Source organism: Butyrivibrio fibrisolvens (assembly GCF_023206215.1).
Classification (GTDB): domain Bacteria; phylum Bacillota; class Clostridia; order Lachnospirales; family Lachnospiraceae; genus Butyrivibrio; species Butyrivibrio fibrisolvens_C.
The window spans coordinates 807,872-832,510 of sequence record NZ_CP065800.1 but is presented as its reverse complement, the minus strand read 5'-3'; the positions used below and the strand labels follow the sequence as shown (position 1 = coordinate 832,510).

Sequence of the window (24,639 nt, the reverse complement as noted above, 5' to 3'; positions counted from 1 at the left end):
AATTCATCTGATGTCACTAAGTAGTATGGCTGTTGCCTTTTCAACGTCTTTTGTAGTAAGACCAACTTCAGCATCTGTCTTTACCTGATGTTTTGTAATCTCACTATTATGAAGTTCAAGATCATCAAGTACTACCCAATTATCAGAGGGATTTTCTTTTAACCACAAAAGAATCTCATCAGCTTTAACCAGACTAAACTTCTTGGTCTTTCTTATCTCTTCTGTAGTCAAATCTGGTGTGACTCCCGCAATCGTAATTCCCACTTTCTTCATAGCATTAGCAAAAAACTCTGCTTCCGGCCTTAGTGGTTTCATCGTTTCATCAAACCAAAACCTCCAACCTGAATGAAGGATTATCTTAGCATTAGTTCTTTTCACAAGGCTTCCCAATAGCTTTACAGCCTCAGAATCGATATATTTGCCATTACTAATTTCACGTTGATGCTCGTTATCCCAAAACTTTGAGTTAAGGACTCCATCCCCATCAAGAAATATCACGTTGCTCATATAATTTATTTTTTATCCTTTATCTTCAATCACCAGCGATTCATGTTCTTATGAAACTTGTTTTTATATGTCTCCCTTAACTCCTCTGCAGTTATTCCATAGCAAAGAAGCACATCGTTATAGTACATTAAGACATCTGCAAGCTCTTCTATCAAGTGATCACGCTCAGGGTTATCTGCATCAGAAACTTCTGGGCCATGCTTTTTAACTATATCAATTACTTCCCCAACTTCACCAATCATCCACAGCAACTTATTCTTCCCGACTTCCGGAGAAATACCTTCCCACTTATCTTTGTATCTCTCCTGTAATGTTCTTTGCATATCAAGCATTTCATTAATACCAAAATCCGCCATTGTTCTTCACCTTAACACTTTCAAGTTATTTGTAACCATAAGAAATCACATGACAACGCGCAGCCAAGAATCCATCTGCCAGGACATTTATCATCGACATTATGATCCTTGAGAAATCTGGTTACCTCTTTTGGGGCAGATTCCTCCTTGTCATCTATAGTTCCGGTTTTATGTTCCAACGTTCATCCCGACAAGTTCCTGTTTATGTAATTCACTTTCGGAGATTAACACATTCAACGAGCTCTCTTATCTTATATCCAACATCTTCTGGGGAATGTGCATCTGAAGACGTTATGATCTTTACATCGTGTCTTCTAAGCGCTTTTATCAGTTCTTTATCCATGCCAAGAGGTGATGTATCTGGGCATCTTCTTTGCGTTCCGCTGTTTTGGTCTGCATACATGTTGCTATCTGAAAGTGCTGCAGCAAGCCTTTCGTAATAATCTGTCAGATCAAAAGACGGTTTGTGCCCAAAAAGCTTAATACTATCAGGATGACCAAGTCCATCAAAAACTTTGCTTTTTGCAAGCTCTATGGAGTCTTCGAAGTAGTCTATATAGGTTTTATCTACATCTATTCCATCCCATAACTGCGCGGTGTGGTCAAAAGCAAAGTTGCCGACAAAATGAATGCTACCTAGCAAAAAGTCAAATCCTTTATTCCTGGTCTGATCTTTTATCAGTTCTTCCCAGCCTTTGAAATAGCATACTTCAAGGCCAAACTTAATGTTGACAGGATACTGATTTGCCCTGACTTTATCTATCAGATCAAGGTACTCTTTATAGTCTTTTTTGCCAGCCTTGCGAACAAACCAGTCATTCACAAAATCGGAGTTTGCACGCACTGTGTCATACATTGGCTCGAACTCTTTGAACATGTAATTGTGCTCAAGAAGCCTTATCTCATCAATTCCCATCGCAACAGCTCTATTAACGAACTGCTGGATCCATTCCAGAGTGTAATCACCTCTTTCTATGTGAATATGGCCGTCTATCATTCTCTTTTCCTCTACAAATTTCGATTGTTGTTCTAAGTTATCCTGATAGTTAAAGTGTATTCATGCATTATTCTATCAACTTTGAATTGTATTACTTTTGAAAGTCTCTTGTCCGCATTATTTCCATAACTATTCTAATATTGATAGTTATGGAAATTTAAATTTCAAACTCTCTGGGAAGTCTGCAAATAAAAAGTATTCTTTTAAAAATATTGATCTTTTACAAACTCATCAAATCTTGGAAGGGCAAAGTTCAGTTCTCCATAGGTACTTCCATCCAGAAGTCCCTTTTTAGTTAGTCTGTCTCTATAAACAGAAAACTCGTTTGGAGACATATTGCCGCAAGCTTTTCTTATGTCTTTTATTTTGGTCAGGTTCTGTCTTGCCATAATAGAGACAATCTTTTTATCCTTACCGGACAGTTCAGACCACATTTTACTATACACATACTCGTTTAGAATCTGATCAAATCTTGGGATAAGCTCTTCTATAGGTTTATCCTTTTCTTCATAGCATAAATATCCAAGTATCTGAAAGGCATATGAATAACCTTTGCATATTGATGCCATCTCTCTGGCATCATCATCGCTTTTTTTCAATACTTTTTTATAGGTGTCTCTTACAGCAGTAAAATTAAGCGCAGATAAGACTATCTTGGGCGCTCTGTACAAAAAAGTAAGTCCCTTATCATTCTGGAGTTCATATATATTTTCATATAATCCTGTCATTATCAGGAATATGGGGGATTCCGTTCTAACAAAGCTTTGAAAAGACTTGGTAAAAACCTTAACATAGTCATTAGCAATGACTTCATCTATGGTTATTAGGAGTCTTTTTTTGCTCTTTCTAAGCTGTTCAAGCATTCTTGCTATTGCATCTTCAACATCAGTTATAAGATACCCTTCTTCTATAGAAATTCCAAAACCAAATGCCGAAAGGTCAAGTTTTGCCTTTAGTGCCAGCTTTTTCATATTCGGAAGAGCATATAGTTTTGCCGCAAGGCTGCTGAGCATGTCTCTGCCTGGGTTAAGGTCTATACAGTACCAGTCTTTTTCCTTGGAAAGATAGTTAGAGATGCTTGTCATCATTACAGTTTTACCGCTGCCTCTTACACCGGTCAGCATATATACCTGATTTGATGGCTCCTCATCTGTAAAAGTATCTATAATCTCTTTGGTTTGAATTATTCTTTCAATGTACTGTTTTGGCTTTTTACCAAAGGTAATAGTGAATGGATTTGGCATGGCAGTCCTTTCAATGATTTTATGAAGCGAATTTTTATAACTTTTTATATGTTTTGATTGCTTTTATAAGTTTTTATAACTTTGATACAATTTTATAACTTTTTATAACTATTGTAAAGGTATATGCATTTCATTGCATATTTCGTATAACGTCTATCAGAAAAAAGGGACTATAGTTCAAATGACATGTATAATGCTGTAAGTATCGGCTTTTATTAGTTCAAAGAAAGTTTTTTGGGGAATTAAAATTGAAAAAACAAGAGAGAATCTGTAAAAAAACTGCAAAAAGATATTTTAAATTAATCGATTGTGATCTTGGTCTCATCATCATATAGTACCCACAGCCCGGCAATAGAAGGATTTAATCTGTGCATAGAAGCAAGGGAATCTGTATAGTCTCTAAGGAAGTAGGCAGTATAGATTCCTTCTTTTTCCTGATGAGTTACTATGGGTTCAAGTTCGTAATCTGTAAGGGTTATGGTCATGCCATCCTGTGTAACTGTTTTGCTGATCGTGAAGGTTGCCATGCCGCCAAGAATACGTTCTATTTCGTTCTGGCCTGATACGAAGTTACCAAGACTATAATATACCAGCATCTGCTGCCCGCCTTCTCGTTGTATCAGTTCGTATGGTTCAAGTACATGCGGGTGAGAGCCTATTACTACATTAACTCCGCTTTCATAGAAGATATCGGTCCACTTCTTCTGATAATCGGTTATATCGCTTTTGTACTCTTCTCCCCAGTGTACGAATACTATTACAGCATCAGCTTCTTGTCTGGCTGTTTCCAGGTCTTTTTTTATCTTATCTTCATCTGATAGTATATTTATACAATTAGAATACCCTGAAGGGATGCCAAGGTCATTGATACCGTAGGTATAGTCAAAAAGGGCTATGGTGATTCCGTTTTTGGATATGACAATATAATTCTCTGATTCTTGACGGTCAGAGGGGAGGATGCCTATTACATTAGTATCATCCTTATAGGCATAGTAGGTCCTGTCGATGCCTTCTATGCCCTGATCCATCATGTGATTGGTGGCACAGGCTATGATGTCAAAGCCTGCTGCCTCCTGGGAAGAAGCGATGCCTTGTGGTGATGCAAATCTGGGATATTCGCTGTAAAGACGGTTTATCTGGTCTTTGATCTTGGATTCTAGTGATGTGCTTTTTATGTCATCTGATATGTTATCTGCTACGGCATTATAGAAATCTTTATCTTCTGCAAATGGAGTCTCCTGCACAACTGCGGAAAGGTCTGCCTCAGATATTTTTTCTTTGACATTATCATAGAGAAAATCATAGTTATTGTTTTCATACATAGCTCCGTAAGTATAGATCTGCTTGTGAGCTATAGTATCTCCTACCGCTGTAAAGGTCACTTTAGAAGATGGAAGATCATAAGCCTTAAGCCCCCAGCCTATCCAGCTAAAATACTGTACCTGGCCGCTCTCATAAGTTACGCGGAGCTTTGTCTTATTATCAAAACTCCAGGAGTTTATTATGTCCTGGAGTTTTGATGACATCCATGATGCTCTAAGGAAGCCGTCTTTATCAGCATTTTGCTCCCTTTTTTCATAAATATAGATGTGCTGACTTGTTTCGGTATCATTCTTATCTATCCAAAAGGGAAGGTGCCTTCCAAAGCTTCCTTTCTTCCAGGTTAGAAGGAGGAGCTCGTCTTGACTGTCATTATCAATGTCGCAGATCAGGAAGTCCTGCACTTTCCAGCTGCTGCTGCTCTTCCAGACTACCGCTCCACCTTCATCAGATAGTTCAAAATAGCCATTTTGAAGGCAGGCATTCATATTGAAAACAGATGCACTCTTAGAATTAAAGACTATACTTTCAGGAATAGTAAGTTTGCTGTTTGGGATTATAAACATAGCAGATAATAAAGTGACTATTATAAAAATAATCGAAATTATTATTCTAAAAAAAGTGCCCTTTTTCATTAAAACAGTCCTTAAATTAATTTTGAGTTACCACATAGAAACTCTTAGATCCTGTGCCCACCAGGGTCTTTCGATTCCAAGCTGTTCATGCTCTACATATTCGTAGGTTTCGGGATCGATCTCGCTTGCAAATCCCATACCATATCTCCACTCATCATCAGTAAGCCTTTCGTTATAAACAAACTCATAAAAGGCGAAGACTTCTCCCTGACAGATCTTGAGCTGGCCGTCAACAGGAGCTATTACATAAATCGTTGCTGTACCGCCTGTTGCGCATTCAAGGTATGTTCCGCCGCTTGGATCAGTTGCTACATCAGTAACAAGTGATGCAGGGAAGTCTGCAGCTGCAGGTGTTGTATTATCAGGAGTCTTAACAGCATCCTGCCAGAAGTGTTCCAGTGATCCTCCGTAGCATCTTATAAGTTCGTATTCATCATCTGTAAGAGTCTCGCCGCCCAGCTCCTTGACGGATATTGTATAGAGGTTATCTGCAAGGTCTGAAAGGAGCTTTAAGTTATCTTTTTCATCACTTGATATATATCCATAGGCATCGAGGCCTTCTGATGTCTTGTCTATGAGATTCTTGAGGTTTGAATATACCAAAGGTTCCGGTTCTACGTATCCTCTGTCGTCCTTGACTATATCATCGCCGCCCATCTCTGCAACTGGCTGCTTAGCATATAGAACTGTATCATGCTTAAGTTCAGTCCAGCTTGCAAGGAAACCTTCAATATCCTTGATCTTCCATTTCTCCGACTGCATGAAGAAGGGGTGAGCGCTTGTCTTTTCATCAAGTAGAGGTGTAAGTGTTTTAAGCCAAGCTGATGAGAGACTTGCTTCCCAGAAGGTGTTATCTTTTTCAGATATTACGGTCTGGAGCTTTTCCATATTTTCAGTATAGTTCTTATAATCTGTATCGCCCTGCTCTTCAAGTAGCTCCATGGCCTTGTCTGAGCCAAGTGCTGCTGGTACGTCAAGGGCATCTGGGAGGTTCCTGGTCTGTCCCTGAGAATTCTCCAGGGTTTTTGAATACATAAGGTTTTGGAATATTGCAGCATCAAGGGAGAAGCGCTGACCTATGAATCTAAAACCCTTGCTCTCTTCTACGTGGTCTGTAGCTCCGCCATCGTCCATTGTGATCGTAGAATTGATGCTGGGGCCGTCCATAGCTTCTACAAGTCCTTTGAAGGTTTCAAAGCCTTGTGTATCTGCTGCCATAGCTTCTACATCTGAATAGTCTTGGAAGCTTTGCTCTATAGCAGGCTGATACTCGTGGTAGGACAGGTCATCTGCTTCTCCTGCAAAGAAGGCTGTGACTGTGTATATCTTAAGCCATCTGTCTATAGGGCCTTCTTGCATGGCTTTTGTCATGAGAACTGAGGATCTTAAAAGGTCATCGTCTGATGTGTCAAAGTTAATCCTTCCATACCACATCATGGCTCTAAAGTATGGCTTTAATGCTTCATCCTGATCATAGTAGCCTCTTGGCTTGTACTGGCTGTAATCTTCTTCGAATCCAAATATAGGAGACGTAGTTATACCGGCAGCATTGTTTATAAGAGACAACTCACTTTTTACATTGTCACTTACATAGTCAGGAACTTCGGTATTTTCATCAAGAAGGGATGCTCCTGCTGCAAAATATGCTACGTTCATAAGTGCAGCCTTCTCCCAGTCTGTTCCTTTTAAGGCTTCGTACTGGGATTTGGATGCTTCAAGCATTTCTTTGCCCAGTTCAGAAAGTTCTGATGTGAGGTATTCTTTCTCTGTCTTTTTCAAAAGATATGTGAAGTACAGATGATAGGTGTGCATCATGGAATCAACTGTTACAAAGTTAGGTATTTGAAAATACCTGTTGTCTTCATAAGCTTCGAAGAACTCATAGCCGGAGTTGTAGTCGGATATTACAAAACCGTCAGATGCAAGAGCCTGTAAAAATGTTTCTGAATAATAGCTATAATCTTCCATGTTTACTACATTGGACAGATCACTTGCAGGAACCAGTGTATCTTCCTTGGTTGTATAAGTGGGAGCTTCTTCTGAGAACAGACCGTTTAAAAGGTTGGTCCTTTCTATAGAAGTTACGGTTATGTCGCCTGAGCCTTCGTTGGAAGATTCCTGCGGCGTAGTAGATGATGTGCCGGAGGCAGTACTTGTTCCATCTGATGAAGCGCTATCCTGCTCTTCTTTGGATGCTTGTGTGTCTGACTTGTTTAGTGACAGATCAGCGCAACCTGCTAACTGAGTCAGGAGCGCGGTTGTAAGTAGTACTGAACCTGCCTTTTTTAGATTTTTTCTCATAATGATTCCCTCATTTTTGGTTCTGGCAACAGCTTTATTTAAGACTGTTGTAGTGGATGGTTAGATTACCCATTGTCTGAAGGTAATGGAGATATAGATAATCTATTACAAATATATACTACAATTATATATACTTTTACAAAAATATATAGTACGTTGCTTTTAGTGGGCTTCCTTATTGCTTTAAAAACACTGCCCAAAACTCAATTAATGCAAAATAAGGCAGTGACCTTTTCTTAAAAGCCACTGCCTCTGTAGTAATCTTCCAATCAAACACACATTAAAGTCTAAACTCTGCGAATCCCTTACCATCATCCGGGGCAGCAGAGCCTTCTATCCTGATACCGGATGTGACATCATCTTCCTGCTGTGCAAGTTCATCTTTTGCATAGCTGAACTCATCTGATGAAAGAAGGCTCTCCACGTCTATATCAGGGCGCTGGTACAGGATATCAAGAAGTTCTATGAAGTCCCTTATAACTTCTCTTGGAGTGATGTGAGAGTCTGCTCCTATCCTTCCGTATTCGATCCTTATAAATACTGCAAGGTCATTGTCTGTGAGTGAAGATTCATAACCGTATAGCTGTGCATGAATCTCACAGAGCTTGCCGCACAGTACCAGCATCTCTTCTGCTGTAAGAGGTTCAAGCCGTATAACAGGTGCCAGCATATCTCTTACACCTTCCTTGGAGAACTTGCCATCCGCGAGCCTGGATCTAAGAGCTTCGTAACTGTATACGCCTCTTCTTGGATCTTCTATGGACTGCGGTGTTCCGCACATTATAAAACCAAGATATTTAGCTTTACCCTGGAGGGTATCATTGTACATGGTCAGCATCTTCTCATAGTTGTACTGCCTTGTAATAGAATTCGGGATCTTATAGATATTAACAAGCTCATCTATCATGATCATCATCCCGGCGTATCCTGCCTGTTGCAGGAATCTTGCAAAGAGCTTCATGTATTCGTACCAGTCGTCATCCGTGATCACGATGTTAACCCCAAGCTCAGACCTGGCTTCAGTCTTATTAAGATACTCACCTCTAAACCATTTGATGACCTTGGCTTTGGTGTCTTCATCTCCGTTCATATATGAGCGATAGTACATAGTCAGAATCTTGGCGAAGTCGAATCCGTGCACCAGCTCGTTCATAGATGATATGACTGTGAAGATCTTCTTCTCCACTTCTGTGGCAAAAGAGTCTGAGTCAGGAAGTATACCTTCTGCTACCACCTTGGACTGGACACCTTGTATCCATTTATCAAGTATAAGGGTGAGTGCTCCGCCTTCCGGCCTTGTCTTAGTGGACATGTTCTGGATAAGCTCCTTGTAAGTTGCAAGGCCCTGACCCTTGTTGCCATGAAGACGCCTGTCGGGGGATAAGTCTGCATCTACCACTACAAAGCCTTTATCCATAACGTAATTACGTATAGTTTGGAGTAGGAAACTTTTACCACTTCCGTATTTACCATTTATAAATCTAAAGGAGGCTCCGCCATCTGCGATTATATCTACATCGTGAAGAAGTGCATCTATCTCATTTTTACGTCCTACCGTAATATATGGAAGTCCTATACGCGGAACTACGCCGCCTTTTAGCGACTGTATGACAGTGCTTGCTATTCTCTTTGGAATTTTTCTTGTTGTATTTATATTTTTTTCCATCTTAACCTCAAGTTTTCCTATCTAATGTAAAATGATCAACTGATATGATATAAGTTAAAAATTCAGCAATAGAGCCAATTTAATTCGCCTCCACCAAGGATGAACTAAATCTACTATATTTTTTATTTATGATTGTATAAGGCTGTTTCTAACAATAGTTAAAATTATTGTAGTCAATTATTTACAGTATTTTGCCATGCTGATTTTGCATTATGCCAAAAATAAAATTCACTCTTGACCTAATGAATAATTATATAGAAAATATACAATTGGTATATATGTTCAAACATAGATCATAAAAAATATCTGCTTATACTTGCAATTATAAAACATTTGTTATAGACTTTTTTCTTGGCTTGTAAGCCTTTACAAATTCACTGAATCTGTTTATCTTTTGCAGTTTAGCTATGATATTCCATGTTTACATGATTTACTCATATAAGTATCTGGTGTATACAATGAACCATGATAACTTGCACGAAATAATGATAAGTATTATCATTTAATTACAACGCAAACTAATGTTATATCGATAATATGTCGATATTATTACAGATTATTTGGCTATTTACTCACTGTTGACATCTTTGGTTTTGACTTATTTAGAAAGGAGGAATAATATGTCCAAACATACCTGTATCCGTACTAAAAAATCGTTATTTTCCACAGCCGTGCTGGTTCTGTTTTTGATGCTTATATGGCTTCCTATCAGATCCTATGCTGATGGGTGCAATATATCAAAATGCAGTAACGTGGTTTTGGATTCTACTGTCACTACTTATTCTACCTATTACCTGAGTTATATTCCAGCATCTCTTCAGGATATTTATGCAGCTGATGGCGGCAATATCCGTATATATCATGAAAGTGATCCGCTTCCTGAGATCGACACTTCAGGCTGGTCCAATATTGGCAATATTATAGGCTATTTCGAATGGAGCAGTGGCCCTCTTATAATGCTTAGCACTAAACCTGTCGAAAGGGCTAGTGCCTGCGTAACAGATCAGGCCAAGATATCAATATGCCATGAATTCGGACACTATATTACCATAAAGTCTAACATATTAAGAGGGATATCTACAGACTATAGAATATCTGATGATTTCGAGGAGGCTTTCAAAGCTGAGAAGTCCAACTACAATAAATCTTCCTGCAAACTTCCAAAAGGATATAAGAAGAACATAAGCCGCACTGCAGCTTCCGTTGAGTTCTATGCTACAATATTTGCAGGGCTTATGCTGTATCCGGAAGATACTATGGCGACATTCCCTAGATGCTCTGCCCTTGTTCTTGATGATATGAACTATATTATTAACAATGCTTCAGTAGAATAAAAAAGGACAATCCCTATGACTTATTTATATGATCAAGGGATTGTCTTTCTTTTTTCTGATTGTAAAGCAAATTGTTCTGGCTCAACAACCCTTTTATTATATCTTATCTGATAATCTTGACAGGGGTATCATCGCTTCTTTCCTTAGTAAGGTACTTCTTCTGCCAGCTCCACTTGCCGCAGACAGGGCATTTCATGTATCTGGTGCGTCCTTTATGCATGGCAAGGTTGGTCTGCCAATAAGTGGGTACGTGTCTGTCATGGCATTTCTGACACTCATAGTATCCGGCCTTCTGCTCTATACCTACAGCGATAAATGCAAATGTAAATATGATCAGCATTGCAAATACGATCAGTATGATCCTAAGAGCTGTTGACATCTCTACAAAGGATGCAACAAAACATAATACTATTCCGGCAACTGTAGCCGGTACTCCTATCAGGATCTCTAGACTTAGTAACTGTCTGTCCTTTTCCTCAACCTCTTTCCTCATCTGTAAAAGGTTCTCTTCAGCTTTCTTATTATAAGTTTCAGTCATGATTTTTTCACCCGACAGGAGTTCGTTGACGTTGATATTAAGTAGCTCACACAGCTCAAGCATTATACCTGTATCCGGTAATGACTTACCTGTCTCCCATTTACTGACAGCTCTGTCACTTATTCCAAGTTTCTCTGCAAGATAAGCCTGTGTCATCCCTTTCTCTTTTCTACATGATGCTATAAATTTTCCGATTTTGATTTGGTCCATATCGGGCACCTCCTTTCATGCTTCCACCTTACATTATCAGGATCTATTTTAACACGAACTGTTGGTTGACAGGGCGAAAACGCCCTATTTTAGCGGGGCTCCACCACTGGTTGAGTTGCTTTTGTCACTGCCGCTGCATAGAAGCAACCATCTTTTTCTTTGAAATAAAACTAAAATGACCCCTTGGGAAGGAGGCAGGGATTATTTGGAATACCTTTCTCTTAGCTCTATGTTATAATCTCTTTTATGAAAAAAGTGGAATTTTAAATTGGAGGATTTTGTTTTTTGGAGACGAAAAAAGTTTTATGGGGAATTGTAATATTTCTTTTGTCACTCGTTGTTATCTATAAAATTTGTAATATCTTTATTACCCCGGTAGATCCATTAGATCCATTAGATGTAATCTATGAATATGATGACCAGGAAATATCTGTAAGGAAGCTTTTTGAGGCATCTTATGAAGATCTCCATTATTCAGCTTATTGGTCTGTTACTGGATCGTATAGTGAAAGGACTGAATCTTATCATTCTTCTTATAGAGCATCAGGTTCATCACCATATGAAATACTCAATAAATCTATCAATATCAAATATGACCATTACTATAAAGATGAAGATAATGTGTTGGGAATATTGTATGGAGAATGTATTGAACCTTATTATGAGTTTACGTGTTATGGCGATATCGACGAACAAGGCACAATCTCAACTTACAGTTATTATGTAGGAATAATCAATGGATATAAAAAAACAGCTTACGGATACTCTGGTCATGAATATAGTGAACGTTTTGAAGTTGATAAAATTCTTATGCCTAACTTAGATAATTTGACAGATGTTTCAATTTATTTTGATGGATCAGTAGATGAGCAGGGACATTTTGTAGTGACATTTGTAGGAAATAAACTTCCTTGTATTGCACCTGCTTTTGGGGGGGATGGTTCATACTCTCCTTTTGATGAAGCTGAATATACATTTGATGCCCAAACAAGAAAGCTTGTTAAGGTTACGCTTAAAGATATATATTCATCTGGAGGATATCATGAAGAGAGTAGTTGTCTGGAACTGACAATTAACGATTTAGCCTATGGTGATTACGAAATACCAGATGTTCCCAATATGGTATGCGATAATTCTATCCTAAGTGGTGCTCTTACAGGAGAAGGAACATTTAAACCAAGCTCTGTTATTAGAAACGATGCTTCTGAAAAGAGCAGCCTTTCAAGTACTATTTCAAATATTTGGCAAAATGCTGTTTCCTCAATACCAAAAGAGGCATGTACCGTTGATGAGATTTCAGAAAGTCTTTCATATAATGCTATTGAATACGGTATGAACATTGTAAAAAAGACTATTATATGAATAAATATGAGAACGCTATTTACATAAGATATCTCATAACCCAGGATGAAAATGAAATAGGCTATATTTTAATGCCGCTTACAGTCTATAGTGCCCAGCTTTGCAACGAAAACAATATATTAATATTTGCTGGTGATGAATTATTTGCATGGGAAGATGGAACCATATGGATTAATCACAGGATTACCTCAAGTATTACTACAGATACATACTACAGGTTATACACAGATGGTATATTAAAGCTTGATCATAGAATTACCAGAGAATCAGATTTTTCAAGACTCTCAAAAACAGAAGAACTCTCCCTGTTTTCATATGGAGATTTTTCAGAATTACATAGATTTGTAAAAGAGCATTCTGACTCAGGTTATACTAGAATGGATAAGTATGAAATTCGAGAAAATGGATATTTTAATACTTATTATGTAGTAGAGAACACAACATATTCAAAGCATCTTTCAGAAGAATATGATCTGGCATTTTTATCTAGTGATTATGCTACTGAACTAACAGAAGACAATAGAGAAGAAAAAGATGCTACGTGGATTAATTTCTGATGAAAAAAGCGATGTATACGGCTATTATGTCATCGAAGATGAAAGTCATCCTGATGAGTATGGTACTATCTATGAGCTCCCATTCAAATCCAAGGATGCAGTCGAAGAGAAAACAGGTGATAATAGAAACGATACTGTTGTCGAGTGGATAAAGTTTAATGAATAATAGTAAAATAGAGAAAAATAGTTTCTTACATATTTTTCTCTATTTACTATTAACCCTTTGTAGCACCTGCCATAAGAGGACGAATCATGGATGTTTTTGACAGATACGCACCATTTGTTCAGGACTTTATCTATAGGAATAACTGGGAATCGCTCCGCGCAATTCAGGTAGCTGCGGGCGATGCCATTTTTAATACAGAAGATAATCTTCTTCTGTGTGCTTCTACTGCTTCAGGTAAGACTGAGGCAGCATTTTTTCCGATACTGACACTTTTTAATGAAGATCCGCCAGCATCTGTTGGGGCGCTGTATATAGGGCCTTTGAAGGCTCTTATTAACGACCAGTTTTCTAGGCTTAACGATCTGTGCGCGGAAGCTGAGATTCCTGTCTGGCACTGGCACGGCGATGTTAATCAGTCTCATAAGAATAAGCTGTTAAAAAAGCCTTCGGGTATCCTTCAGATAACTCCTGAATCTCTTGAAGCTCTTCTGCTTCATAAACACGGAGATATCGCAAGGCTTTTTGGCGACCTTAGATTTATTGTTGTTGATGAAGTCCACTCTCTTATGAGGGGGGACCGCGGAGGTCAGACTCTGTGCCTTATGGAGAGGCTGTCCCGCATGGCTGGGGTTAATCCAAGGCGTATAGGACTTTCTGCAACTATTGGAGATCTCGAACAGACCGGAAGATTCTTATCTTCAGGAACAGGACGCGGCTGCGTTATACCGAAGATTGAAGACAAGGGCCAGGTATGGCGACTTTCTATGGAGCATTTCTATATTCAGGGGCCTCAGGCTGGGGAAGCTGCGACGAAGTCAAAGAGAGCTCAGCAGATGGAAGCTGAGGGCGAGATTATTGATGCAGATGTGGTAAGCGCAGTAAAGCCGCAAGAAGCTCTACCTGAAATCAAAACTCTTCCATATATTTCACCGGCTACGGATGAAGCGCCCAAGGCTGCTGATCCCGGTATGGGTTATATCTTTGAACATACAAGGGGCAAAAAGTGCCTTGTCTTCTGCAATTCAAGAGAGGAAGCCGAGGCTGTTACCACAACCTTAAGGCAGTACTGCGAAGCAAAACATGAGCCTGAAAGGTTCCTGATCCACCACGGCAATCTGTCTGTATCCTACAGGCAGACCGCAGAGGAAGCCATGAAGGATGAAGAGTCTTATCTTACTACTGTTACAACTTCTACTCTTGAACTTGGAATCGATATCGGAAGACTTGAGCGCGCATTCCAGATGGATGCTCCTTTTACAGTATCATCTTTTCTCCAGAGAATGGGACGAACAGGAAGGCGTGATGATCCGCCGGAGATGTGGTTTGTAATGCGTGAGGACGAGCCTGAGGCTAGGGCTATGCTACCAGAGACTATTCCATGGAAGCTCCTTCAGGGTATCGCTCTGGTACAGGTCTATATAGAAGAAAGGTGGGTCGAGCCTCCTGTCCTTGACAGGCTCCCATACTCACTACTCTACCACCAGACCATGTCTACACTGGCTTCCGGAGGCGAGATGACTCTGGGAGAACTGGCAGGAAGAGTCTTGTCACTGTCTTATTTTCACAGGGTATCTACAGATGATTACAGGGTGCTGCTGCGACACCTCATAGAGATAGATCATATCCAGCAGACAGAAAGAGGAGGACTTATCGTAGGCCTTAAGGGCGAGAGGATCACGAACTCTTACAAGTTCTATGCGGTCTTCCAGGAGAATGTCGAGTATACCGTCAGGTGCGAATCCCAGGAACTTGGCACACTCTGCGCCCCGCCTCCTATTGGGGAAAAGATCGCTATCGCAGGTCGTACCTGGGTTGTAGAAGATATAGATCATAAGCGACACACTGTCTATTGCCAGATGGTTAAGGGTCAGGTTCCGGCATATTTTGGCGAATGCCCCGGTGATATCAACACGCATATATTAGAGCGTATGAAAAAGGTACTACTTGAAGATAAGGTCTATCCATATCTTATGCAAAATGCAAGGGCGAGGCTTTCACTTGGAAGAAAGAGTGCCAGAGCTGCAGGTATTACAGATAATCCTCTGATATCCCTTGGGGGTAACATGTGGGCTCTATTCCCATGGCTTGGAAGCTATTCATTCCTTGCGCTGGAAAGGTTCCTTAAAATCAAGTGTGCTCCGTATCTAGCACTTAAGGGTCTTGATTCTTCACGCCCGTATTTCATCCAGTTTACTATGAAAGCTGACAGGAATACTTTCTTTGAAGTTGTCTGCGATATGGCTGATGAGCCACTTGATGCAATGGAGCTTCTCTATCCTAAAGAAGTCCCTGTGTTTGAAAAATATGACGATATCCTTCCTGAAGAACTTGTACGAAAAGGCTTTGCATATGCAGTTTTAAATAAAGATGAGATGCTAGAGAGGGTCAGATCCTGGAGAATATTTATCCAAGAGAAAGTAGGAAGTAAGACAAATAATAAGATTACAGATAACACTCCCGGACATCATTTTCAAAATCCTTTTTAATAGAAAATCAGGCACCCCTTTTGTTTGAAGTGGGGTGCCTGAATAATAATTATCTTATTTTACTACGATATTAAGGATCTTGCCCTTAACATAGATTACCTTTACAACGTTCTTGCCATCGATGAACTTGTTAACAGAGTCGATTGCTTTAGCCTTCTCAAGTGCACTCTCCTGAGTGTCATCATCTGTAAGCCCTACAACGCCTCTGACTTTACCATTAACCTGAACACCGATCTCGATAACGTCTTCTTTGCAAAGAGCTTCTTCATAAGTAGGCCATGCTTCGTAAGCAATTGTTTCGTTATGTCCAAGGAGGCTCCAGAGCTCTTCACCTGCATGAGGGCATACGCATGAGAACATCTTTACAAATCCTTCGGCATATTCCTTAGGACATGTTCCCTTGGTTGCTTCGTTCATGAAGATCATCATCTGAGCGATAGCTGTATTAAATCCAAGTGTCTCAAAGTCGTGTGTGATCTTACGAACAGACTGGTGATAAAGTCTTGTAAGTCTGTCTGCATTATCCTCAGAGATGTTATCAGGATTGGAGAAATAGTTCCAAACCTTGTTAACGAATCTTCTAGCACCTTCTACGCCCTGATCAGACCAAGGCTTGGAAGCTTCAAGTGCACCCATGAACATCTCGTAAAGACGAAGTGTATCAGCGCCATACTTCTCAACGATATCACTTGGGTTAACTACGAATTCTGGGAATCTCTTACCCATCTTGATACCGTTAGATCCAAGGATCATACCCTGGTGTACGAGTTTCTTGAAAGGCTCGCTTACTGGAGAAAGACCTTTCTTGTAAAGGTACTTGTTCCAGATTCTTGAATACATAAGGTGTCCTACAGCATGCTCAGGTCCGCCTACATAAAGGTCTACAGGCATCCAGTGCTTAAGAAGTTCCTGGTTTGCAAACTCGTCCTTGTTATCAGGATCGATATATCTGAAATAGTACCAGGAAGATCCTGCAGAACCTGGCATTGTTGAGGTCTCTCTTGTTCCTTTTATGCCGTTATGATCATAATTCTTCCAGTCTGTCGCATTATCAAGAGGTGCTTTACCATTTTTGCCCTTATAATCTTCAAGTTCAGGAAGCTCAAGAGGAAGTTCATCATCATCAAGTACGTGGATTGAGCCGTCTTCAAGATATACGATAGGCATTGGCTCACCCCAGTAGCGCTGACGAGCGAAGATCCATTCACGGAATCTGTAATTAACAGTTCTTCTTGCAACGCCCATCTTCACAAGCTTATCTGTGATAGCTTCTTTTGCTTCTTCTACTGTAAGGCCGTTGAACTCTTCTGAATTCATTAGCTTGCAGCCCTTGCCAAGATAGTCGCCCTTTTCGAAAGCGTGCTCTGATACGTCACCGCCGTCGATAACCTGGATCCTTGGAATGTTGTGAACCTCAGAATATTCAAAGTCTCTCTGGTCGTGGCTTGGAACTGCCATAACGGCACCTGTTCCGTATCCGCCAAGTACGAAGTCACCGATGAATACAGGAACTTCTTTGCCATTAACAGGGTTTATTGCATGGATTCCCTTGAGCTCACAGCCTGACTTAGTCTTGTTGAGCTCAGTTCTGTCCATCTCTGTCTTCTTAAGTGTCTCGGCTATATAAGCTTCAACTTCTTCTTTGTTCTCAATTCTAGGCATGAGTTCCTTGACTGTCTCTCCGTCGGGAGCAAGTACCATGAATGTAATACCGTAGATTGTCTCGATACATGTAGTATAGATGGAGAAGTCTCCGCCTCCTACGATCTTGAAATCAACCTCAACACCTTCAGATCTGCCGATCCAGTTCCTCTGGATCTCCTTGGTAGACTGTGGCCAGTCGATCTCATCAAGACCAGAAAGGAGCTCTTCTGCAAATGCCTGCTGGTCGATAACCCACTGCTTCATGTTCTTACGAACTACAGGATATCCGCCACGCTCTGACTTACCATCAATAACTTCGTCGTTAGAAAGAACTGTTCCGAGTTCTTCGCACCAGTTAACTGGCATGTCTACATACTTGGCATATCCGTCAAGATAGAGCTGCTTGAAGATCCACTGTGTCCAGTGATAGAAAGAAGGATCAGATGTCTTAACCATCTTGGACCAGTCATAGTCGAATCCCAGCTCTTTGAGCTGACCAGTGAAGGTCTCAATATTTTTCTCAGTAAATCCGTTTGGATGATTGCCTGTTGATACAGCGTACTGCTCAGCCGGAAGTCCGAAGGAATCGTATCCCATTGGGTGAAGGACGTTGTAGCCCTGCATTCTCTTCATACGTGATACGATATCTGTTGCTGTATATCCTTCAGGATGTCCTGCGTGAAGACCTACGCCTGACGGATACGGGAACATATCGAGTACGTAGTATTTGGGCTTAGAGAAGTCCCATACATCTGTTTTGAAAGTTTCATGCTCTTCCCAATATTTCTGCCACTTGGGTTCTATGGCTTTCGGATTGTATTCCATTGCGATCTCCATTCCGGCACCGGTGCTCTTTTTTATAAATATAAAAGCGCCCTGCTCTATACTAATCTAATAAAAAGCCTCGGAAGATGGTGTATGTTCCAAGGCATCAAAAACTGTCGTAATTGTAGCAAATTAAAGCTTTACTGTCAAAAATAAATGAACCCTGGGGACGTAGGTAAGGGACCTTTTTTGATCTCTTAATTACGCCCTAAGGGATCTTTTTGTAAAATGGTCCCGTACCTACGTTCCAGGGATCATTGTTCGAAGCTGTATACGTTATCAGCAACGGCCATTGTTGAATCTCTGTGAGATACGATTATCACTGTCTTATCCTTGGATGCTTCCTTGAGAGACTTGAGAATTATGCCTTCATTAAGGCTATCGAGGTTACTGGTGGGCTCATCAAGGAGTATAATGTCAGCATCTGCAAGGAAGGCTCTGGCTATACCTATCCTCTGGCGTTCCCCGCCTGATAAGGTGTCTCCAAGTTCTCCTACCTGGGTTTCATACTTATCAGGGAGGCTCATGATAAAGTCATGAAGTGAGGCTTTTTTGGCAGCATCCTGTATTTCTTCCAAAGTGGCATTGATCCTGCCAATACCTATATTGGCAGCGATTGTATCGTGGAAGATATAGGTATCTTGTGTTACATAAGATTCGAGATGTCTAAGGCTCTTTGTCTGTACATCTTTAATGTCTTTAGATCTTTCCTTATCTTCAGCTTTTGGCATTAGCGAATTGATTCGCTGCAATAATGTCATGCGGTTTTGCTTTTCAACTTTTTCAGCTTCAAGAGTTGCCTTTTTTCTGGCTTCTTCTTTTTGTTTTGCAAGAGCTTTGGATTTTTCAAGGAAGGCATTTTCATGCTCTTTCTTGACCCTTATCTGCTCTTCCTTGGCAGCCTGCATAGCTTTTAGCATCTCGATCGCAGTCATTGGCTTTGGCGGTTTTGGCTCTGCTGGTGATTCATTATCTGCAGGATTTCCTTCAGTTATAGCGCCTTTGTTTGTGGCGCTTTTCTGCGATTTATCAGCTGTGTCTGATCCTTTTAAGCCGGTATTATCTGCATTTGGCGATCTATCTTTGGAATCAGTGCCTGAACCTTTATTAACATCCTTCTGATCTTCATTTCCGGCAGTAGGATCAGTATCACTTGCTATGATCCTTACGCTTCCAGCTGAGACATCCCAGAATCTCATTAGGAGTTTTAGAAGTGTTGACTTGCCGCAGCCGGAAGGACCGTGGATTCCCAATATCTGGCCTCTTGGGAAGCCTATACTTAAGTCTTTTAATACAGGCTCTTTGCCATAGGTGAAAGATATATTATCGGTATATATACTCTCAACCTTGGGATATAGGCATTTGCCATCCGTATTTTCCGAAACAACAGGAGTTTCTTTTAACAGATCAAGGACTCTTGCAGCACTTGCCATAGTCTGCACCAGGTTGTTGGACAGATTGGAAAGAGCGATCACTGGTCCAAAGGAACTCATGATGGCTACTACTGCGATTATTATATGTCCCGGATTTTCAAAGGTTGCAGATCCTGCATATATGACAGCAAGGAGCATGATCCAGGACGATATCTGGATAGTTATATCTGTTACTGCGGTTTGGTCACCCTGATATTCGGACAGTTTCCTGGATATAGTTGTAAGTTTTGTGGATTTATCTATAATTGCCTTTTGTCTTATTTCGCCGCTTCCATATTGGATCGTCTCATCAAGGCCTCTAAGGCTTTCAAGGACGTAGGAATTAAGCTCTCCAAAGTTCTCTCTATATTCCCTGCCTTCATCACTTCCACGTTTTCCGTTTATAACAGGGATCACGACTCCAACAACTATATATGCTATAAGAGCGATGACTCCGGCTATGGGATATATGCGCCATTCGAAGATCACCATTATGATCGTCATGATAATAGCGATAAATACAGGCGATATAGTATGTGCATAGAACACTTCCAAAAGCTCTATGTCAGATGTGAGTATAGCAATTATATTGCCCTTGTCTCGTCCTTCGAGCTTTGCCGGTGACAGTCTTCTAAGAGCAGAGAAGACTTTGTGCCTTATAAGCGCAAGGAGCTTGAATGCAATAAAGTGGTTACAGTACTGCTCTGCATAGTGGAGTAATCCTCTAAGAACTGCCATTATTACAAGTGATATAGCAGCTGCTCTGGAAAAAGATATGGCGGTAATATTGCCGGATACGCTATCTGCTGCAGCACTTCCTCCTGCAAGGATCATAGCTGCTCGCACCGTCAGGAATACAGCGCATAAAAATCCCAAAACTCCAAGAGTTATCGCAAGGATCATTATAGGCATAAGCGGTTTTACCAAAGAGGCAAGGTCTTTTATCGTGCGCAGATTCTTTTTATTTCTATCATTCTTGCTTTCGGAGATAGGAACCTGTATAGCTGCTGCATTGCCGGATGTCGCTGCAGCCTTGTGAACCGGCATCTTGCCTGTCTTACACTTGCCGCCGTTGTAATTTTCAAGTTTCTGCTGTGCATTAAAAAGCAGTGCATAGCTTCCGAAGTGGTTCATAAGATCCTTATGAGTTCCCTCTTCTTGTATGCATCCATCTTTGAGCATATATATCTTGTCAGCATCTACTACATTAGCAAGCCTGTGAGTTATAAGAATAACTGTGTGATCCCTGGCTATATCCTTAATAGCCGTCATGATCATCTCTTCTGACTCGGCATCTATATTGGAGGTTGCTTCATCGAAGATATAGATGTCGGTATCATGTAGAAGGGCTCTTGCTATTGCAAGTCTTTGCTTCTGGCCGCCTGAGAGGTTTGACGCGTTTTCAAGGATCTCCATGTCCAGAATATTCTCAGCAGCATTACTATTTAGTGTTAAGAGATTTACTTTCTTAAGCGCTTCTAGCATCAGCTCGTCGGTTATTGTATTGGCTGATTCATTATGAGCAGATTTTTGTTCTGTAGATTCATTACTTGCACATTCTTTATCTTTTGATCTGTTGCACCCTGCGATTGCCAGATTGTCTCTGATAGTACCTTTGAACAGGATTGCTCCGGATGAAACAAGCGTTATATTCTTAAAAAGCTCATTTTCTTTTATTAAAGATATCTCTTTGTCGCCTATCTTGATGGAGCCCTGATAATTCTTTTGCCTGCCCATAAGAAGAGATGCAATGGTGCTCTTGCCGCTTCCTGATACGCCGACTATAGCTGTAAAGCTTCCTTTGGGGATCTTCATGTTTACAGCTTTAAGAACAGCTCCTTTTTCCTTCTGTCTATTAATAAGACCTATATCATCAGGATTATCAGAGGGTGACAGTGCTGTATCTGTGACAGGAACTTTTCCAAAACTTACAGCTTCTTTATTACTGGTTTCTTTATTACTATCATCTTTATTACCAATATCTCTATCACTGCTATCTTTATCATTAGTATTTTTATCATAGGAAAAAAATACCTTGTCAAAAGTTATGCAATCAGCATCCTCTGGAAAATCCTCTTCCCCTTCCGCCGGCTCTTCAAGATCCAGAAGGTTAAATATCTTGTCACTTGCGGCCATTCCGTTCATAGCTATGTGGAAATATGAACCAAGCCTCCTCATAGGAAGGAAGAATTCTGCTGCAAGTAGGATTATAGTAAGCGCTCCTGAAAGCGTGATACTGTTTTTGGAATATTCTGATAGTGATACGATGATACCTGCTGCTGTGCCGCCATATGCCATGATGTCCATGACACTTGTGGAGTTGAGCTGCATAGTCAGAACCTTCATTGTGACATTCCTGAAGTGTTCGGATTCGCCATCCATCTTATTGGCTGCATATTGATCGCTCTGGTAGATCTTAAGAGTAGTAAGACCTTGAATATTATCAAGGAAGCTGTCTCCAAGGCTTGCATACATGCTCCAGTATCTGTTAAGAAGCCTTTTTGCGATCTTCTGGACTACAACTATTGAGATTGGGATAAGAGGAACGAATACAAGGAGTATGACAGCTGCCCGTATACTGATAAAACAAGTGACAATAAAAAGAATGACAGGCGCTATAAGTGCATAGAAAAGCTGCGACAGATACAGTCCAAAATATGTCTCTAACTGATCCACACCCTCTGTCATAAGCTGTGTTACTTCGGCTGATGAAACCTTCTCCTTATAAGAAGAACCAAGACTTAGAAGTTTATCATATATCTTCTGTCTCAGAATCTTCTTAACATCTGCACTTGCGTTAAAAGAGCTTTCTGTTTCTTTTTTGTCAAAAATAAATCTTAGAACTATACAAATAATCGCAGGAACTATATATTTAATAAATGAACCTGCACTAACGGATGCTTCTCTTCCGTTAATCAAAGTCATGCCTACAGTCACGACTTTAGAGATTATACTTGATATACAGATAACGATCACTATCTGACTTATAAGACCAAGCACCTTCCATATGATCTGTTCTTTGATATATTTAAGCGCATCTTCCAGAAGTTCCAGCAGTCTTTTCTTGATCATCCCCAACGCTCCCTATATTGATTTTATATATCAGATTTAGGTTATATCTTATATTTTAACGATATTCCATACCATTATCAATTCGAACATTCTTACTTACTATATCTATTTCATATTTTGTATTGTATATTAAAACTTTATACTTGGGCATATCAGCATGCCCAACTGAGAACCCGCAAAAAGCGTCCATGCCTTCAGACACAGACGCTTTTTGCACACTATACTGTTAATACTGCTACTCAGAGCAGTAAGACTTTGACTAACTTATAATAATTATTATTCGCTACACTTGACTGGAGTTGTAATAATCTATATTCTGTCTGCATCATCTAAGGCTTTGAGAATACAACGCCTATCACGTATATTTTATAATCTCTTGATCGCATCCATTGCAAGGCTGGATCTTTCGCATTCTTCTGCGGACAGGGTCAGCTGCCAGCAGTAAGGGCTGTCTTTCATACACTTGGCTGCATAGGATAGGCCGTTAGTTCTTTTATCAAGGAAGGGCTTATCAATCTGGTTGGGATCACCAAGGAGTATTATCTTGGTATCCTTACCTGCTCTTGTGATGATACCCTTAGCCTGATTAGGGGTCATATTCTGAGCTTCATCTATGATGAGATAGGTCTTGGCAATGGAGCGGCCTCTGATGAAGTTAAGGGCTTCTGTCTGGATGATGCCTCTATCGAAGATCTCAGCTATCTTGTCAGAAAGTTGTTCTTCGTCTTCGTACCTTTCTGCTTCATCGGAGTCAAGGATCTGTTCAAGGTTATCGATTATAGGCCTCATGAGAGGAGCTATCTTCTCCTGCTCGTCTCCCGGAAGGAAGCCTATATCATCATCAAACTGTGCGTTTGGACGACATACTATGATCCTTCTGTATTCGCCGGTTACATTGTTGAATACCTTCTCAAGGCCTACTGCAAGTGAATAGAAGGTCTTGGCGGTGCCGGCCATACCTTTTATTATTACAAGAGGTGCTTCTTGAGCACTTGCCATAAGGGCTTCCTGCATGAAGTACTGTCCTACGTTTCTTGGGGTTACTCCGTAAGGCTTACACTTTTTGTACTTTAAAGGTACGACTTTGCCATTATGTATTCGTCCAAGAAGTGACTTCCTGTCTGACTGATCCGGCTTTAGTATTACAAATTCATTTTCATGGAAAATAAGTTCGACTCTTTCTCCCTGCTCGTCTGTATCATACAGGCATTCTACAGGTATCCCGTCTTTTTTGAAATTGTCGATCTCTTCTTCAGGTACAAATACTTCATTTCGTCCTGTGTAGAGTTCGTCTTCATCTGTTATCTGCTCTGTTGTGAAGTCTTCTGCCTTGATACCTATGATATGGGCTTTGATCCTAAGCAGAAGATCTTTGGTTACCAGTACTATCTGCTGGCCTTCCTGGTTTTCAACTATAAGGCCCTTACATACCTGGAGGATTCTGTTATCTGCTTTGTCATCAGGAAGGTCTTCCGGAAGCTCTACATTTATGCAGTTCTTTTCAACCCTGACACTTCCTCCTCCTTTTAGTTCAACTCCTTTTAATAGATCCCCGTTCATCCTCAAGTTTTCAAGATAACGTACTGCAGCCCTAGCATTAGCTCCTTTCTCACCATCTGCATTCTTGAGTCTGTCAAGCTCTTCGAGTACTACCAGTGGAAGTACAAGGTTATTGTCCTCGAAGCATTCAAGCGCGTACGGAGCCTGAATCAGAACATTAGTGTCGATTACATATGTCTTCTTCATACGTGCAGATTCCTCCAATCTCCCTATTTAAGAAGAAAATCTATGTCGCGCCCCCTGAAATGCGCAAAGGACATGACACAGGAGAACCCTGTTTCATGTCCTTTTTGGAAATTGCATTCTATTTGATAGACTTGCAAATATTTTCTTCTTCACCATATTTTCATTATATACAATACATTATTCCGATACAAGCTGTTATTTGTACCAAAAAATAATTGTTATACAAGATATAGTGGTTTTGAAAGCTTTATTTTACAGTAG

The 24,639-nt window shown here is 40.3% G+C and carries 16 protein-coding genes and 1 pseudogene; 5 read left to right on the top strand and 12 right to left on the bottom strand.

Going from position 1 to position 24,639, the window contains the following annotated elements:
- Positions 1–3: 3 nt before the first annotated feature.
- From I7804_RS03370 to I7804_RS03340, 7 genes are all read right to left on the bottom strand, one after another.
- Positions 4–507, bottom strand: coding sequence for an HAD domain-containing protein (locus tag I7804_RS03370; RefSeq protein WP_248404954.1), 504 nt, complete (start codon positions 505–507; stop codon positions 4–6).
- A gap of 29 nt (positions 508–536) precedes the next feature.
- Entirely contained in the window at positions 537–863 is a 327-nt protein-coding gene (locus tag I7804_RS03365) for a MazG nucleotide pyrophosphohydrolase domain-containing protein (RefSeq protein WP_248404953.1), read from the bottom strand.
- 211 nt (positions 864–1,074) lie between these two features.
- Positions 1,075–1,860 (bottom strand): PHP domain-containing protein, encoded by a 786-nt coding sequence (locus tag I7804_RS03360; RefSeq protein WP_248404951.1) that lies wholly within the window; start codon positions 1,858–1,860, stop codon positions 1,075–1,077.
- Positions 1,861–2,063: 203 nt separating this feature from the next.
- Positions 2,064–3,104, bottom strand: a complete 1,041-nt coding sequence (locus I7804_RS03355; protein ID WP_248404949.1) for an ATP-binding protein — start codon at positions 3,102–3,104, stop codon at positions 2,064–2,066.
- Positions 3,105–3,403: 299 nt separating this feature from the next.
- A complete protein-coding gene (locus tag I7804_RS03350) occupies positions 3,404–4,990 on the bottom strand; it encodes a CapA family protein (RefSeq protein WP_248404947.1) in 1,587 nt (528 codons plus the stop codon).
- A gap of 96 nt (positions 4,991–5,086) precedes the next feature.
- Complete coding sequence (locus tag I7804_RS03345) at positions 5,087–7,360, bottom strand: DUF3160 domain-containing protein (protein ID WP_248404946.1); 2,274 nt, start codon at positions 7,358–7,360, stop codon at positions 5,087–5,089.
- A gap of 280 nt (positions 7,361–7,640) precedes the next feature.
- The gene (locus tag I7804_RS03340; RefSeq protein ID WP_248404944.1) at positions 7,641–9,026 is read right to left on the bottom strand and encodes an ATP-binding protein; all 1,386 of its coding nucleotides are present in this window, start codon (positions 9,024–9,026) and stop codon (positions 7,641–7,643) included.
- A 620-nt stretch (positions 9,027–9,646) separates the two neighbouring features.
- Between I7804_RS03340 and I7804_RS03335 the strand changes: the two genes are divergently transcribed.
- Complete coding sequence (locus I7804_RS03335) at positions 9,647–10,360, top strand: hypothetical protein (protein ID WP_248404943.1); 714 nt, start codon at positions 9,647–9,649, stop codon at positions 10,358–10,360.
- 103 nt (positions 10,361–10,463) lie between these two features.
- Here the strand turns inward: I7804_RS03335 and I7804_RS03330 are convergent, their stop codons facing one another.
- Positions 10,464–11,108, bottom strand: coding sequence for a helix-turn-helix domain-containing protein (locus tag I7804_RS03330; protein WP_248404941.1), 645 nt, complete (start codon positions 11,106–11,108; stop codon positions 10,464–10,466).
- 285 nt (positions 11,109–11,393) lie between these two features.
- Here I7804_RS03330 and I7804_RS03325 point away from each other — a divergent pair, with 285 nt between their 5' ends.
- From I7804_RS03325 to I7804_RS03310, 4 genes are all read left to right on the top strand, one after another.
- Entirely contained in the window at positions 11,394–12,470 is a 1,077-nt protein-coding gene (locus I7804_RS03325) for a hypothetical protein (RefSeq protein ID WP_248404939.1), read from the top strand.
- Positions 12,467–13,027: a hypothetical protein gene (locus I7804_RS03320; protein WP_248404938.1), complete on the top strand. Its 561-nt coding sequence runs from the start codon at positions 12,467–12,469 to the stop codon at positions 13,025–13,027. The genes I7804_RS03325 and I7804_RS03320 overlap by 4 nt, the downstream gene beginning before the upstream one ends.
- On the top strand, positions 13,005–13,193 hold the full coding sequence (locus I7804_RS03315) for a hypothetical protein (RefSeq protein WP_248404936.1): 189 nt from the start codon (positions 13,005–13,007) through the stop codon (positions 13,191–13,193). The genes I7804_RS03320 and I7804_RS03315 overlap by 23 nt, the downstream gene beginning before the upstream one ends.
- An 86-nt stretch (positions 13,194–13,279) precedes the next feature.
- Positions 13,280–15,679 (top strand): DEAD/DEAH box helicase, encoded by a 2,400-nt coding sequence (locus I7804_RS03310; protein ID WP_248404935.1) that lies wholly within the window; start codon positions 13,280–13,282, stop codon positions 15,677–15,679.
- A gap of 54 nt (positions 15,680–15,733) precedes the next feature.
- On the opposite strand, the gene leuS is transcribed toward I7804_RS03310, so the two are convergent.
- The 4 genes and pseudogenes from leuS to I7804_RS03290 form a co-directional block, all read right to left on the bottom strand.
- Entirely contained in the window at positions 15,734–18,148 is a 2,415-nt protein-coding gene (leuS, locus tag I7804_RS03305) for a leucine--tRNA ligase (protein ID WP_248404933.1), read from the bottom strand.
- 254 nt (positions 18,149–18,402) lie between these two features.
- Entirely contained in the window at positions 18,403–19,056 is a 654-nt protein-coding gene (locus tag I7804_RS19240) for an ABC transporter ATP-binding protein (protein ID WP_334303705.1), read from the bottom strand.
- A gap of 192 nt (positions 19,057–19,248) precedes the next feature.
- Positions 19,249–22,632, bottom strand: a pseudogene (locus I7804_RS03295) (ABC transporter transmembrane domain-containing protein); the annotation flags it as partial.
- Positions 22,633–22,998: 366 nt separating this feature from the next.
- A complete protein-coding gene (locus I7804_RS03290) occupies positions 22,999–24,378 on the bottom strand; it encodes a PhoH family protein (protein WP_248404931.1) in 1,380 nt (459 codons plus the stop codon).
- Between the last annotated feature and the right edge of the window lie 261 nt (positions 24,379–24,639).